This window comes from Desulfosporosinus sp., from assembly GCF_014237355.1.
In the GTDB taxonomy this organism is placed as follows: domain Bacteria; phylum Bacillota; class Desulfitobacteriia; order Desulfitobacteriales; family Desulfitobacteriaceae; genus Desulfosporosinus.
Genome location: NZ_JABZFS010000065.1, coordinates 56,756 through 71,877, shown reverse-complemented (window position 1 = coordinate 71,877; position 15,122 = coordinate 56,756). Strand labels below are relative to the sequence as shown.

Below are 15,122 nucleotides of genomic sequence, written 5' to 3'. Positions count from 1 at the left end.
TAGGCGGAAAAATCATTTTTTAGGGAATTATACAACTTTAAAGGAAATTACCGAGCCAATATTGAATAGTAATAATTATTTGGTAGTGGAAAGGATAATTGATATGGAGAAGTCTACTTACATTGGTTTGTTTCTTGCCGCAATCGCCGTTGGAGTAGGGATGGTTTTGAAAGGCGCTAGTTTAACATCTCTCCTGAACCCTGCTGCAATCTTAATTATCTTCGTTGGTACTGCAGCATCATTATTTATAGGTTTTCCCATGGATGATCTAAAAGCTGTACCAAAGCTCTTTAAGATTATGTTCACTTCCCAGACATTAGTCTCGAAAAGCGAATTGATTGCCCAAATTGGTGAATGGGCGACTGCCAGTCGGCGAGAGGGACTACTCTCACTTGAAAGTAAGGCAGAGGAGATTGAAGACGAATTTCTCAGGAATGGAATGCGTATGGTCATTGACGGGAATGACCCAGAATTTATTCGCGAAGTGCTCATGGAAAATATTTCAGCAATGGAAGAGCGACACCGACAGGGTGCGCTTATCTTTACTCAAGCAGGAACCTATGCACCGACCCTGGGGGTACTTGGAGCGGTGGTTGGTTTAATTGCCGCTTTGGGTAATCTCAATGAAATAGAAGCCTTAGGACATCTGATTTCTGCAGCCTTCGTGGCAACATTGTTAGGTATCTTTTCAGGATACGTTTTATGGCATCCCATGGCTAATAAATTAAAACAAAAATCCAAAAAAGAGACACAGATTAAAATGATGATGGCTGAAGGACTCTTAGCGATTCAAGCAGGTGAGCCGGTGTTATCCATTAATCAAAGGTTAGCAGTTTTCCTCACTCCTACTGAACGTAAAGCTATGGAGGAGGAGAAAGCTTGAAAAAGCATAAGAAAGAACATCATGAGGAACATATCGATGAAACATGGCTTATACCTTATGCAGACTTGTTAACCCTGTTACTGGCCTTATTTATTATTTTATTTGCCTCCAGTCAGGTGGATGAAAAGCGGTATTCTCAGGTTATGCAAGGATTAAATAGTGCATTTAACGGAGGCATAAGTGTTTTTGACGAATCTGATAGTATTTCGTTAGATGACGTTTCCACTAACGATATCAAGAATATTAAAGAGAGTGAGCAGGTCCAAAACCTCAAAGACTTGATTAATAAGGAACGACAGGACATGGAAGCAATTAAGAAAGAGTTAGATGCTTTTATTAATAAAAATGGTCTGACAATGCAACTTCAAACTAATGTAACTAGCGATATGTTGAAAATTACCATCCAGGATTATGCGTTATTTGATTCAGGCATGGCCGTGGTAAAACCAGAGGCTCAAAAACTGGCGTTAGTTATTTCGGACATGTTAAGTATGTATCCTGATTACAAAGTAGAAGTTGCTGGGCATACTGATAACATACCTATTAATAATAGAGAATTCGATTCAAATTGGGATTTAAGTTCAAGACGATCTTTAAACTTTATGAAATACCTCTTAAATTCGGATAACCTTGACCAAGCACGATTCCGTTCCATTGGATATGGAGAGTATCAACCCATTGACACCAATGCAACGCCTGAGGGGCGTGCAAAAAACCGACGTGTCGAAGTGAATATTATTCGAAATACGATAGAAGCTAAAACCATCGCTCCATAATCCCAATCTTAACCCCATGGTTGGTTGATATAGAAAGGTGAGACTATGCGTACACGAAATTTTTTACCCATGAATCGAGCAGATATGGAGGCTGTTGGCTGGAAGGAACTAGACTTTCTCCTGATTACGGGAGATGCTTATGTAGATCATCCTAGTTTTGGAATAGCCATTATTGCCCGTCTTTTAGAAAAGAACGGTTATCGAGTAGGAATCTTGGCACAGCCTAATTGGAAAGACCTTCAAGATTTCCGTGTGATGGGAAAACCTCGCTTAGCGTGTTTGATCTCTGGCGGGAATTTGGACTCCATGGTTAATCATTATACTGCGGCTAAGAAGAAACGACATAAGGATGTCTATTCCCCTGGAGGAGAGTCAGGTCTTCGTCCAGATAGGGCTACAATTGTTTATTCAAATCGGGTTCGGGAAGCCCTTCCGGGTGTACCAGTAATTTTGGGGGGGATCGAGGCTTCCCTGAGACGCTTTGCCCATTATGATTTTTGGAGCAATGACGTTCGGCGGTCCATTCTGCTAGACAGTCAAGCCGATTTACTGGTTTATGGTATGGGAGAAAAGCCAATTGTTGAGGTTGCAGAACGTCTAAACAACGGGGAGTCAATTGATCAGATAATGAATGTTAGAGGTACAATGGTTCCTTTGAGTGGGGACGTTGTTCCTGAAGATACCTTAGTTCTTCCAAGCTTCGACGAAGTCGCTAAAAATAAGAAAAAATACGCTGAAGGTTTTTGGGTACAATACAACCAACAGGATCCTTTTGTAGGGAAATCTATGCTTCAGCCCCATGGGCGAAAAAGCGTGTTACAGAATAGGGCTTCCCTACCTTTGACCCAAGCGGAGATGGATGCTATCTATGCATTGCCATATATGGGAACCTATCATCCCTCCTATGAGGAACGAGGGGGAATCCCGGCGATTGAAGAAATCGAGTTTAGTTTAACCAGTGCAAGAGGATGCTATGGAGCATGCTCTTTTTGTGCGTTGACATTTCACCAAGGTCGAATCGTACAAAGCAGAAGTGCGGAATCGATTATTCGAGAAGCTGAACAAATGACTTGGAATACACGCTTTAAAGGGTATATCCATGATGTGGGAGGTCCAACAGCTAATTTTCGAAGGCCAGCCTGTAAGAAACAATTAACCAAGGGCGCTTGTTCAGATAAACAGTGTCTGTTTCCTAATCCGTGCGCTAACTTAGAGAATGATCATGAGGAATATATTGACTTGCTGCGTCGTCTCCGTAATTTACCTAGGGTGAAAAAAGTCTTTGTTCGTTCCGGTATTCGATATGATGCGGTGTTAGCCGATCGAAAATCGAAGTTTATCCGCGAACTTTGTGAGCATCATGTCAGCGGTCAATTAAAGGTAGCTCCGGAACATGTTAGTGATGCAGTTTTAAGATTAATGGGCAAACCAGGTAAAGGTGTATACGAAGAGTTTGTACAAGAGTTCCGTAAGACCAATGAAAATTTAGGAAAAAAACAATACCTCGTACCCTATCTAATGTCTTCACATCCGGGAAGCACACTCAAAGAAGCCGTTGAACTGGCGGAATATGTTCGAGATATGGGTGTAAATCCTGAACAAGTCCAAGACTTTATCCCAACCCCAGGCACCTTATCAACTTGCATGTACTATACTGGTCTGGACCCAAGGACTATGCAACCAGTTTATATTCCGCGAAGCATGCATGAGAAAGCGATGCAGAGGGCTTTAATTCAGTATCGGAATCCTAAAAACTATGGGCTTGTTGAAGAGGCTCTCCGCTCGGCTCATCGCGAAGATCTCATCGGGTATGGACCAAAATGTTTAATACGACCTAGAAATTATGTACGTGACGATCAGAAAGATACGGGCAACAAGAAAGCTAAAAAGCCGACGAGACGATCAGGTATGAAGAAAAAGGATGCTCCAGGCAAGGAATTACAGGGCAAAGATGCGGTAATTAAGGGAACGGCGAGTAAAACTAGTAAAGACACATCGGGTAAGTCAGATCGTTTCAAGAAGAGTGTCATTGCACCTCTCAAAGGGACAGCAGGCAAATCAGAGCGTTCTAAGACTGTGCGGAGTATAGAGTCCCCCCAGCAAGGTCTCTCAAAGAAAACTGATAGGCAAAACGAAAAGAGAAAACAGCATCAAGGAACCCAGAAAAGAAAGTGAGTGAACTCTTTAAACTAAGATAAATGTAAACGACCCTAAGCCGAAAAAGCAGATCGGTTTAGGGTCGTTAATTATTTGTAGTACTAGTCAAAAGTAAAACCATAATGTCATCCTTGAGCGTTAGCGAAGGATCTAGATCCTTCATTCGTCCCTCCTTCAGGATGACACGGTGCTTAAGCTTTTTAGCAATGACATGCCCGGTTCAAAGGAAGTAAGAGAACCGTCCCCGTGCTTCCCACTATGTCCAATCTCCAAATTCATCAATCAGCAGATCTTCTGCCTCATCAAGAGTAATTCTCCCAAGCTCTTTGAGGTAGCCATCTTCTGACCATTCCAGAAAATCCAGGTACGTAAAGTCTGGTTCCTCATAATAAAATTTCGAAAAGGAAAACCAAGTCCCTTCAGTGCCAGTATCCTCTTCGTAACGAAGTAGGTAGTATTCAGTCTCTTCAAGCTTACTTTGGAAAAAGATAGCCTGACCGGGTACGATTTGAACAACTCGAGCATCCTCATACTGTCGATTGACAAACTGAAGAGTAAAGGTTTGTAATGGAATTTGGTCATTAATCTCTGGAACGGGGGCGTGGGCAGGTTTGGGGATTGGACCCGTAGCGGTTATTGGTTTGTTTTCCCAGGTATAAGTCGTTTCGGTTGTTTGTGCCACTTCCATCTCTTCGGCAATTGCTTCTAGGCGGCGAGAAACCATCGAGGGAAGGGTGAATTCTTGGCAGTACGTGGAACGGCAGTGATAAACTGGAACATTATCCACACGCCCTACGCCGTGGGCCAAATCAATTGGAACAGTTCGAGCAGTCAGATATCCTATATCTCCACAACCACACGTATCGATGGGTTCAATTGTTTCTTCTTCGATAAACACACATGACACCTCACAAAGTTTATCGATTTCAAGACTTCTGCGTTTAGACTTCGCCATCGAAGTATCGGTAGTCAGTCTTTGATCGACGAGTGTACTGGACCTTTATTCGACATGAATTTAATAATTCCTTTGTAAACTCATACATTAAATGTTGCCATTTAACGCAAACTTTACACAGAGAAGGCTAAACTGTGGTTTTTCAAACTTTATGTAAGGTATTTCTGATCGATATTTTGTGACAGGAGGGAATCTTAGTGTTTAGAAAAAAAGGAAAATTATTAGCATACTTAGCAATGACCGCTTTAGTTCTTATCCTTGCTGGGTGCGGTGAGCAGGCTCCAGGAACTTCAACAGGTCAGGAAAAAGTAAATCTGACTGGATCAGGAAGTTCTTTTGTCTATCCTCTATTAAACCAACAAATCGAAGAGTACCGTAAGCAAAATTCAGCCATAACGATTAATTACCAAAGTACTGGTAGTGGTGCGGGGATTAAACAAGTATCAGAGCAAACGATTGATTTTGGGGCAACTGACGGTCCGATGACTGAGGACCAGCTTAAAGCCGCAAAAGGTGGTAAAATTCTACACATTCCTTTGACTCTAGGTGCCGTAGCAGTTACATATAATGAACCCAATTTGCCGAAGGATCTTAAAATAGATCCTAAAGTACTGGCTGACATATTTTTGGGTAAGATTACCAAGTGGAATGACCCAAAGATTGCAGCAGATAACCCAGATGTATCTTTGCCAGATTCAACTATTACAGTTGCCCATCGTTCGGATGGGAGTGGCACAACTTATATATTTTCAGATTATCTCAGTCGTATTAGTTCGGAGTGGTCAAGCAAGGTGGGCAAAGGAACTTCTTTAAGCTGGCCGGCAGGACTCGGTGGTAAAGGAAATGCTGGTGTGGCCGGCGTAATTCAACAGACAACCGGTTCCATCGGATACTTAGAGTTGGCTTATGCGGTACAGAATAACTTGCCCTATGCAAGGATAAAAAACAAGGAAGGTAATTGGGTAGCTCCCTCTCTTCAATCAACGTCTGCAGCCGCTGCAAACGCAACGATCCCTGATGATATGAGAGTGTCAATAGTTAATGCACCTGGTACGGATGCTTATCCGATTGCTGGTTTTGCTTGGGCTTTGATTTATCAGGATCAAACAGATAAAGCTAAGGGGACGGCACTGGTTAACTTCCTCAATTGGGCCATTCATGACGGGCAGGCTCTTGCTGAAGGGCTACATTACGCAAAGCTGCCAGCGAATTTAATTAGCCGTGAGGAAGAACTACTTAAATCTATCACGTTTCAGGGGCAGTCATTATTGAAATAGAGAAAACCTAGGGAAAGTAAGGTATCAATTGGACAGATGCCAAGCTTTAAATGACTGGATGAGGAAGGCGAAAGGATACGAAAATATGAGTAAGCAATATAAACTTACTGCTTCACTAGGAGATCAAATTTTGAGACTGTTGACTCTGTCAATGGCTATCGGTGTATTGGTACTGATGGTGTGGATGGGATGGCAAATGTTTGATACGGCAAGACCAAGTATCCAAAGGTTTGGACTTGGCTTCATTACCAGCCGTGTGTGGGATCCAGTTAAGGAACAATTCGGAGCCCTCCCCTTCATCTATGGAACATTAGTGACGTCTTTTTTGGCCTTGCTTCTGGCAGCCCCAATCGGACTTGGTGTCGCTATCTTTCTTAATGAGATGGCGGAGTCAAGGTTTCGTGCTGTCGTTGGATTCTTGGTAGAGATGTTGGCTGCAATTCCCAGCGTTGTTTATGGTCTTTGGGGAATTTTCGTCTTAGCCCCTTGGTTAAAAACAACCGTTGAACCTGGACTGGCAAAGTGGTTAGGGTTTATTCCTCTGTTTCAAGGTACTCCTGTCGGTTTTGGTATGTTAGCAGGTGGATTGATATTGGCGGTGATGATTCTACCTACGATTGCGGCCATCTCTAGGGAAGTAATGGCTGCTGTGCCTAATATGCAACGAGAAGCTGCCCTTGCACTAGGTGCAACAAAGTGGGAGATGATTAGGGTAGCCGTTCTACCTTATGCGAAATCAGGAATTATGGGAGGCATTATGCTGGGTTTGGGTAGAGCACTTGGCGAGACAATGGCTGTAACTATGGTAATTGGTAATCGCCCAGATATCCTAGCCTCCTTATTTGCTCCTGCCTATTCTATGGCAGCAGTGATAGCCAACGAGTTTACGGAAGCTACGTATGATCTATATTTAAGTGCCCTAGTTGAAATCGGGCTGATTCTTTTTGGGATCACACTTGTTCTGAACTTTTTTGCCCGACTTCTTGTTTGGTCAGTAGGGCGTGGTCCGAAGGGAGGCAGCATTGTATGAATGATATTTTCCGAAAATATCAAAATTGGTTAATGTTGATTGTATTTATCATAGCGACTGTTATCGCCTTAATTCCATTGTTCGGGGTGCTTGGTTATGTTTTGAAAAATGGATTAAGCGCTTTGAATATACAATTTTTTATTAATTTGCCGAAAGCAATGGGGTTGCCAGGGGGTGGAATGGCTAATGCAATTGTAGGTACATTAATCATGGTTCTAATTGCCAGTCTAATTGGTATTCCAATTGGTATTCTTGCGGCAATTTATTTGACAGAATATGATCGTCACAGCTGGTTAAGTACAGTGGTTCGTTTTGCGACAGATGTCTTAACTGGGATTCCTTCGATCATTGTCGGTATTGTCATATATACTGCAGTGGTTTTGAAAATGGGTAATTTTTCTGCGCTAGCAGGAGGACTTGCTTTGGCAATAATTATGATCCCTTTAATCATTCGATCAACTGAGGAAATGCTGAAACTTGTTTCTCATTCAATCAGAGAAGCCGGTTACGCCCTTGGAATCTCCAAAGGCAAAACAATATTGAAGATAGTTTTGCCAACCGCGGCAAAAGGAATCATTACTGGGGCGATGCTGGCAGTAGCACGTGTTGCTGGAGAAACAGCCCCCTTATTATTCACGGCGTTAGGAAATCAGTATTGGGCTCGCTCATTGAATGAACCGATTGCTTCATTGCCGGTTCAAATCTTTCAGTATGCGACCTCTCCCTATAAGGAATGGCACCAACTTGCTTGGGCAGGATCTTTAGTGTTAATTCTAATGGTAATTATCTTGAATTTAGTTGCGCGGTTTGCCTTTCGATCGCGAAGTATCTAGGAGGTGGAGTACTGATGGGTCATACGCTAAGTGTTCGTCAGCTTGAGGCTTGGTATGGGTCTAATCAGACCCTAAAAGGCATAAATATGGAGATTGCATCGAATCATGTGACAGCTATTATTGGTCCGTCGGGGTGCGGTAAATCAACTTTCGTCCGTTGTATAAATCGAATGCACGAGACGCTGCCTGGAAGTAAAGTTAAAGGCGAAATTATATTAGATGGAGAAAGTATTTACGAGCAAGATCCTGTGGTATTACGAAAAATGGTCGGGATGGTATTTCAAAAGCCCAATCCCTTTCCTTCCATGAGTATTTATGAAAATGTTGTAGCAGGTGTACGGCTTAATGGGATGCGAAACAAGAAAACTCTACAAGACATTGCAGAGAAAAGTTTACGTATGGCAGCCTTATGGGATGAAGTCAAAGACCGCTTAAATTATTCAGGTATGAGCTTATCAGGTGGACAACAACAACGCTTATGTATCGCAAGGGCCCTCGCCGTCGAACCCTCCGTATTGCTGATGGATGAGCCGGCCTCTGCTTTAGATCCCATCGCAACTATGCATATTGAGGGTTTAGTCAGACAGTTAAAAGAGGATTACACCATTTTGATTGTCACACATAACATGCAACAGGCGGCACGTATCGCAGACTCTACAGCGTTTTTTCTGAATGGAGAGCTGGTAGAGCACGGGCCAACTTCTGAGATTTTTACCAATCCGAATGATAAGCGTACGGAAGACTATATTACAGGGCGTTTTGGATAGAGAAGGAGGAAATGTAATGCGTCAGCCATTAAATGAAGGACAGCTTGTCTTAATAGAATTACTGAAAAAAATGGGGGAAGAAGTTGAGCGGATTCTTAAGGGATGTATGCAAACGTTAATATCCTTAGATAGAGCTCAAGCTGAATTTTGGATTGCAGAGGACCAGAAAATCAATGATTTTGAACGTCAGGTAGATGATGAATGTGTACGTTTAATTGCAACTCAGCAACCAGTGGCAAAAGATTTACGGAAGATTATCTCAGCAATGAAAATATCGACGGATCTAGAACGGATGGGGGATTTGGCAATTGATATTGCTAAGATCGTGCGGAGGATGGAAGGACCTTTATTAAAACAGCTTGTTGATATTCCGATCATGGCGGAAAAGGCTCTTGGAATGATGAAACAAGGTTTAGAGGCTTATGCAAGTGAGGATATGGAACTCGCCAATGATTTAGCAGTTCAAGACGACCAAGTCGACCATCTGTATAAAAGAGTCCTGCGAGACTTGTTAGTTATCATGATGGAAAAACCAGAAGTTTTAGATCAAGGTATGTACTTATCCTTTGTGGGTCGTTATCTTGAACGGTTTGCTGATCATGCCACTAATATTGGAGAAAATGTGATCTATATCGCGACAGCGGGCAGACAGGATCTTAATAAGTAATTTTTCTAGAAACAATATTTTTTGACCTTGTGGAAGTGTTGGTTTATACTAATAAAGGTAAACCATTGATATGAGGTGTAACGTTGAGGAAGAAAGTTGCAGTTGTCACTTTGGGTTGTCCAAAAAATCAAGTGGACAGCGAAGTAATGTCAGGATTACTGGCCCAAAATCACATATTTATTGAAAACCCAGAAGAAGCAGATGTTATAATTGTCAATACTTGTACGTTTATTCAGTCTGCCAAGGAAGAATCGATTGAAACAATCTTTGAAATGGCAAGTTTAAAGAAATCTGGCACTTGCCAGACTTTGATTGCGACAGGTTGTTTAGCTCAACGCTACGGTTCTGAATTAATGCAGGACATTCCTGAATTAGATGGTGTACTTGGAACGGGAAATATTGATGAAATCACGCAATTGGTACAGACCGCTGAAGGATCACGCACCTCCTTGATAAAACAAGGGACACCAGATTTCCTCCATAATGAGCAGATGCCTAGAAGGAGATCCACGCCGGATTATTTAGCCTATGTAAAGGTTGCCGAGGGCTGTGATAATTATTGTACCTATTGCGTCATTCCTCATGTCCGTGGGCGTTTTCGTAGTCGCACGGAAGAATCAGTGATACACGAAGTACAGGAGATGGCTGCTCAAGGAGTTAAGGAAATCCTCGTTATGGGGCAAGACACCACGCGCTATGGGCAAGATCTTTATAAGGAGTTCCGCCTTCCTCAACTGATTCGCAAGCTCGCTCAAATTGAGGGGATTGAATGGATTCGCTTAATGTATTGCTATCCGGAACGCTTTACAGATGAATTGATTGAAACCATGCGACAGGAACCTAAAGTCTGCAAATACATTGATTTGCCGTTACAACATGCGGACAATAAGATTCTAAAAGATATGAACCGACGCGGAACCATAGAACAAGCGGAAACTCTCATTGGAAAGTTGCGTAAAGCAATTCCGAATATAACCCTTCGAACAACCATGATCACTGGTTTCCCAGGAGAAACTGAACAAGAATTTCAAACGATGGTCGATTTTATTCAACGTGTCCAGTTTGATAGACTGGGAGTGTTTGCCTATTCTCAGGAGGAGAATACACCAGCCGGTCAACGGGAAGATCAGGTTCCTCCAGAAGTGCGCGAACAGCGCAGAGATCAGATTATGCAGATTCAACAAGAGATTTCTCGGCAAAGGCAACAGCGATGGGTTGGTCAAGTAGTGACTGTGCTGCTTGAGATGAAGCTGCCAGACGGGCGGTGGATGGGCCGAACAGAAGGAGATGCTCCTGAAATAGATGGGCAGGTCTATATCCCTGATACTCAGACCTCACTTCATGTCGGAGATATGATTAGAGTTCGCATTACGGAAGCGGATATCTACGATTTAATGGGAGTGGTTATCTCGTGAATTTACCCAATCGTTTAACTCTGGCCCGGATTATTTTAATACCGGTGTTTATGACCTTTTTATTGCTAAAGGTCCCTAAAGGTTATACACTGTTTCCCCATCAAGACTTAGTTGCGGCCGTGATCTTTATCCTAGCCGCTGCTACAGATGGCTTGGATGGCTATATTGCTCGCAAGCGGAATCAAGTTACGAACTTGGGCAAGTTTATGGACCCTTTAGCTGATAAACTTTTAGTCTCTGCTGCTCTCATCTCCTTAGTACAACTTGGAGAAGTGACAGCATGGATTGCTTGGATTATCTTGGCCAGAGAGTTTGCGGTAACGGGGCTACGAGCCATTGCGGCAGTAGATAGAGTAGTTATTAGTGCTAGTAAACTTGGTAAAATTAAAACAACCACTCAAGTCATTGCAATTTCTGCAATACTACTGAATGATTGGCCTCTTTCACTGATTGGTATATACATTGGTCAACCACTATTATACATAGCCCTGTTTTTCACAGTTATATCAGGTTTTGATTATCTGATTAAATCAAGGAAATTATTACGAAAGTAACTGAGCGAATTCAACTCTTAAGATGAACTTGTAACGCTAAAGAAGGATACGTGGCTTTCGACTTTAGTTGTTAATAAACTAGAAAATGGGTGCCTTTCTCTTAGGGAAGGGTACTTATTTTTTGTACATGCCGATACGCCACACCACTGATGAATGAAAAGACATTAACTTAAACTTATTTTCGGGGTAGAAAGTATAACTGTCACCAGTTAATTTTCTGGATTTCTAAGGTTACTTAAATTTTCCTTATTTGGCTATAAGTTATTTTTTCTGTCTGATATACAACGTGCTATAATGTCGGTATAGCATGAAGTGTAGCAAATGGAGGAAGATGTAATGACAAATCGCCGAATACTGCTGATCAGTCTAGTCGGTTTTCTGATTTTTGGAGGGTTAATAGGAGGCAAGGTTGTCTATCAGAAAACCTGGGTTGATGTATCTATTTTGAGTAAGAGTCAGCAAATTCCAGGTGTCGTTTCTGCTAAAGTTGTGAATAACAATAGCCTGCAAGAGATGATTGTGGTGACAGATAATCTGACCAACCTTCGTCAAGCTAGTCAAACACTTAAAGAATTATCAGATAATGCACCCATTAGATTCCAGGACCGAAGAAATGGCTCTCTTGAGAAACTATTTGGCCAAATTCAATTTGCCTTACAAGAAGGTATAGTACTTGGAAATTTTACAGAAATGGCTCAAAATGTGAGACTGCAGGCTGAAAAAGAAGGGGTTCAACTAGAATTAGAAATGGATAACGATGCTATTTATGTGATTCTTAATCAGGGACAAGCCCAACTGATTGAAGTAATCGAACGCAATGGACAGAACAAATTTTTACCGACTGAAAAGAGTGATATCTAAATGAGAGGGGGAACGTGCGTATGAAAATTGACATATTGATAGGTGTAGGTATAGGAGTTTTCGCCTTTTTAGCAGTTTTGGGATATAACGTATTCCCCGTCGGTTTACTTCTTGTAACAGCCTTTTTGGTTTGGAAATTTGTTATATCCCGTCAAATCTTAAAAACCGGTAATGGGGTGGCCATAAGCACCACGGGGGTTGAATTTGAGGACATTGGAGGCCAGAGTGTTGCTAAAAAAGAACTACAGGAAGCTCTGGACTTTCTGATCTATTCTGATCGTATGAAAGCTTTAGGAATTCGTCCGCTAAAGGGAATCCTATTGTCTGGTCCGACAGGGACTGGGAAAACCTTATTAGCTAAAGCGGCAGCAAGATATACAAACTCAGCTTTCCTCTCGGTATCAGGGAGTGAATTTGTAGAAATGTACGCCGGTGTGGGAGCTGAACGTGTGCGAGGCTTGTTTCGCAGAGCACGAGAAATGGTGCGTAAGGAAAAGAAGACGAGTGCAATTATCTTTATTGATGAAATGGATATTTTGGGGGCGAAGCGTGGAAGTAATGTTTCCCACCATGAATATGATCAAACGTTAAATCAACTACTTATCGAAATGGATGGGCTGAAAGCAGATAAAGGCGCTCACATTCTGGTTATGGCAGCAACCAACCGCCCGGAAGCCTTAGATCCAGCCATACTTCGTCCAGGGCGATTTGATCGACAAGTTAAAGTTGATCTTCCAGATAAAGAAGGTCGTTTAGCTATTCTAAAAATACACACTAAAAATAAGCCCCTGGCAGAGAATGTACGCTTAGAGGAAATTGCCCATGAAACCTTTGGGTTTTCAGGTGCTCACTTAGAGAGTGTGACAAATGAAGCAGCTATTCTAGCTTTGCGTGAGGAGGCTAATGAGATTAGTGAGCATCATCTACATGAAGCCGTCGAGAAAGTGATGCTAGGGGAAAAACTTGACAGGAAGCCAACGAAAGAAGAATTGCGTCGTATTGCTATCCATGAAAGTGGACATGCAATGCTTGCTGAGACAGTTCGTCCGAACTCGGTTTCTCAGGTTTCTATCCGTTCACGAGGAAACGCTCTTGGATACGTTCGGCATTACCCAAAGGATGATTTGTATCTTTATACACAGGCAATGCTAGAAGAACAGATTATGGTAGCCCTAGCGGGAGCACTTGCAGAAGAACAGATACTTGGCACTAGAAGTACCGGTGCTGCAGGTGATTATGAACAAGCCTTAAACCTCGTTGAAACGATGCTTCTCGCAGGAATGTCACCTTTAGGAGTAACGGATGTCTCTCGCTTGAATGCTGAGCAACGCGAGCCAGTGACCAAAGAAATTTTAGCAGAACTTGAAGAACGAACGATGAAGATTATTAAGGAAAATAGGCAATCCTTATTAGGAATTACCCAGATTCTTGAAGTAGAGGAGACTCTCAGTGGTGAGATGTTGCGGTCACATTTAAAAACAGTAGCCTAAACGTTGCCCTCCTATGGTATTAATCTACTATAGGGGGGCTTACAATTTAATAGTTTGTTAGAAAAAGAAGGATATTTTCCAGTTAGATCAGAAATAATTAATCATGAACAAGATCGTAGTTTAAGGTTCGGTATGTAGTGAGAAACTACGAATATCGAACATTAAACTACGTATTTGCGTTGACTATAGGAGAGTGATAAACTATATGAAGGCTGAAATTGTCTCAACTGGGACTGAGTTATTACTTGGAGAAACCCTCAATACGAGTACTCATTATTTGACAGGAAAACTGTCGTCTCTAGGCATTGAGGTAGATTATCATACAACGGTAGGGGACAATTCCCAACGTTTAGAACAGGTTCTGCACAAAGCAATAGAGCGGTCTGATTTACTGATTACAACGGGAGGATTAGGCCCTACTGCAGATGATTTGACGAAGGAACTGGTTGCTAAAGTTTTGGATTTGAAGATGGAGAAGGATTCTGTTAGTTTAGAGCAGATTAAACAGTTCTTTGACCGCCGAAAAGCTCCTATGCCTTCTAGTAATGAGAAACAGGCTTTTTTTCCTGAAGGCTCAAAAATTTTACCTAACCCTATAGGGACAGCTCCAGGTGCTATTATTGAAAAAGGCGGTAAGACCGTTATCATATTGCCAGGTCCTCCGTTTGAAATGGAACCCATGTTCAATAATTATGTCTGGCCGGAATTAGCACGGATTGTCGGACCCAATGCCGAACGGATGAATGAGCGAGTTATAAAAGTCTTTGGAATCGGAGAATCAGCCCTTGAGAAAGTTCTCGATGAATTAATGGATCTTCCGAACCTTACCTTGGCTTTGCTAGCTAAACGGGCTGAGATGCACATTCGCTTAGTAGCAAGAAGTACGAAAATAACATCTGGTGAGGCTTTGAAAGCTTTGGACGAGGTTGAAGAAGAAATTCGTCGCCGCTTAGGAAACAAGGTATTTGGTCGTGATCAGGAAACTATGGTCGGCATTGTCGGGCAAGCGCTAAATAGTCAGAATCTGACTATTTCAACTGCTGAGTCCTGTACTGGGGGTCTTCTCGGTGCTGCGTTTACACAGGAACCGGGGAGTTCTAGGTTCTATCTAGGTGGAGTTGTGAGTTATTCTAATTCCTTAAAAAGAGGTATTCTGGGGGTGAGTGAAGAAAGCCTTAAAGCTTTTGGGGCAGTGAGTGAAGAGGTTGCCAAGGAAATGGCAGAAGGAATTCGTTCTAAGACAGGATCAAATCTGGCTATCTCAACCACGGGAATAGCTGGGCCGGATGGAGGTAGTGATGAAAAGCCAGTAGGACTGGTTTATATTGGTTTTGCAACATCTAAGGGTGTTCATGCCCAGAAATTTCAGTTCTACGGTGAACGGGAGTCTGTTCGTCAGCTAACCGTTCAAGCTGCCCTCAATGAGGTACGCCTCCGCCTCCTATGTAAACAGTGAA

Annotated in this window: 14 protein-coding genes; 13 read left to right on the top strand and 1 reads right to left on the bottom strand. The window is 42.3% G+C overall.

Annotation, left to right across the window (positions count from 1 at the left end):
• Positions 1 to 103 precede the first annotated feature (103 nt).
• The 3 genes from motA to HGJ98_RS14725 are packed head-to-tail and all read left to right on the top strand — an operon-like array spanning position 104 to position 3,834.
• Complete coding sequence (gene motA / locus HGJ98_RS14735; RefSeq protein ID WP_291352167.1) at positions 104 to 883, top strand: flagellar motor stator protein MotA; 780 nt, start codon at positions 104 to 106, stop codon at positions 881 to 883.
• Complete coding sequence (locus HGJ98_RS14730) at positions 880 to 1,659, top strand: flagellar motor protein MotB (protein ID WP_291352166.1); 780 nt, start codon at positions 880 to 882, stop codon at positions 1,657 to 1,659. Before motA ends, HGJ98_RS14730 begins: the two co-directional genes overlap by 4 nt.
• 45 nt (positions 1,660 to 1,704) lie before the next feature.
• Entirely contained in the window at positions 1,705 to 3,834 is a 2,130-nt protein-coding gene (locus tag HGJ98_RS14725) for a YgiQ family radical SAM protein (RefSeq protein WP_291352165.1), read from the top strand.
• A gap of 238 nt (positions 3,835 to 4,072) precedes the next feature.
• Here the strand turns inward: HGJ98_RS14725 and HGJ98_RS14720 are convergent, their stop codons facing one another.
• The gene (locus tag HGJ98_RS14720) at positions 4,073 to 4,771 is read right to left on the bottom strand and encodes a hypothetical protein (RefSeq protein WP_291352164.1); all 699 of its coding nucleotides are present in this window, start codon (positions 4,769 to 4,771) and stop codon (positions 4,073 to 4,075) included.
• A 197-nt stretch (positions 4,772 to 4,968) separates the two neighbouring features.
• Between HGJ98_RS14720 and pstS the strand changes: the two genes are divergently transcribed.
• The 10 genes from pstS (at position 4,969) to HGJ98_RS14670 (ending at position 15,121) form a co-directional block, all read left to right on the top strand.
• The gene (gene pstS / locus HGJ98_RS14715; RefSeq protein WP_291352163.1) at positions 4,969 to 6,048 is read left to right on the top strand and encodes a phosphate ABC transporter substrate-binding protein PstS; all 1,080 of its coding nucleotides are present in this window, start codon (positions 4,969 to 4,971) and stop codon (positions 6,046 to 6,048) included.
• Between the two features lie 85 nt (positions 6,049 to 6,133).
• Positions 6,134 to 7,078, top strand: a complete 945-nt coding sequence (gene pstC, locus HGJ98_RS14710; protein WP_291352162.1) for a phosphate ABC transporter permease subunit PstC — start codon at positions 6,134 to 6,136, stop codon at positions 7,076 to 7,078.
• A complete protein-coding gene (gene pstA / locus HGJ98_RS14705; RefSeq protein WP_291352161.1) occupies positions 7,075 to 7,911 on the top strand; it encodes a phosphate ABC transporter permease PstA in 837 nt (278 codons plus the stop codon). Before pstC ends, pstA begins: the two co-directional genes overlap by 4 nt.
• Before the next feature lie 14 nt (positions 7,912 to 7,925).
• Positions 7,926 to 8,678 carry a phosphate ABC transporter ATP-binding protein PstB gene (pstB, locus tag HGJ98_RS14700; protein WP_291352160.1) on the top strand — a complete coding sequence of 251 codons (753 nt, stop codon included), beginning with the start codon at positions 7,926 to 7,928 and terminating at the stop codon, positions 8,676 to 8,678.
• 16 nt (positions 8,679 to 8,694) lie between these two features.
• Positions 8,695 to 9,345 (top strand): phosphate signaling complex protein PhoU, encoded by a 651-nt coding sequence (gene phoU / locus HGJ98_RS14695; RefSeq protein WP_291352159.1) that lies wholly within the window; start codon positions 8,695 to 8,697, stop codon positions 9,343 to 9,345.
• Between the two features lie 83 nt (positions 9,346 to 9,428).
• Positions 9,429 to 10,760, top strand: coding sequence for a 30S ribosomal protein S12 methylthiotransferase RimO (rimO, locus tag HGJ98_RS14690; RefSeq protein WP_291352158.1), 1,332 nt, complete (start codon positions 9,429 to 9,431; stop codon positions 10,758 to 10,760).
• The gene (pgsA, locus tag HGJ98_RS14685; protein WP_291352157.1) at positions 10,757 to 11,314 is read left to right on the top strand and encodes a CDP-diacylglycerol--glycerol-3-phosphate 3-phosphatidyltransferase; all 558 of its coding nucleotides are present in this window, start codon (positions 10,757 to 10,759) and stop codon (positions 11,312 to 11,314) included. Before rimO ends, pgsA begins: the two co-directional genes overlap by 4 nt.
• Before the next feature lie 336 nt (positions 11,315 to 11,650).
• A complete protein-coding gene (locus HGJ98_RS14680; protein WP_291352156.1) occupies positions 11,651 to 12,175 on the top strand; it encodes a hypothetical protein in 525 nt (174 codons plus the stop codon).
• 20 nt (positions 12,176 to 12,195) lie between these two features.
• Positions 12,196 to 13,665 carry an AAA family ATPase gene (locus HGJ98_RS14675; protein ID WP_291352155.1) on the top strand — a complete coding sequence of 490 codons (1,470 nt, stop codon included), beginning with the start codon at positions 12,196 to 12,198 and terminating at the stop codon, positions 13,663 to 13,665.
• 205 nt (positions 13,666 to 13,870) lie between these two features.
• Positions 13,871 to 15,121: a competence/damage-inducible protein A gene (locus HGJ98_RS14670; RefSeq protein WP_291352154.1), complete on the top strand. Its 1,251-nt coding sequence runs from the start codon at positions 13,871 to 13,873 to the stop codon at positions 15,119 to 15,121.
• Position 15,122 lies beyond the last annotated feature (1 nt).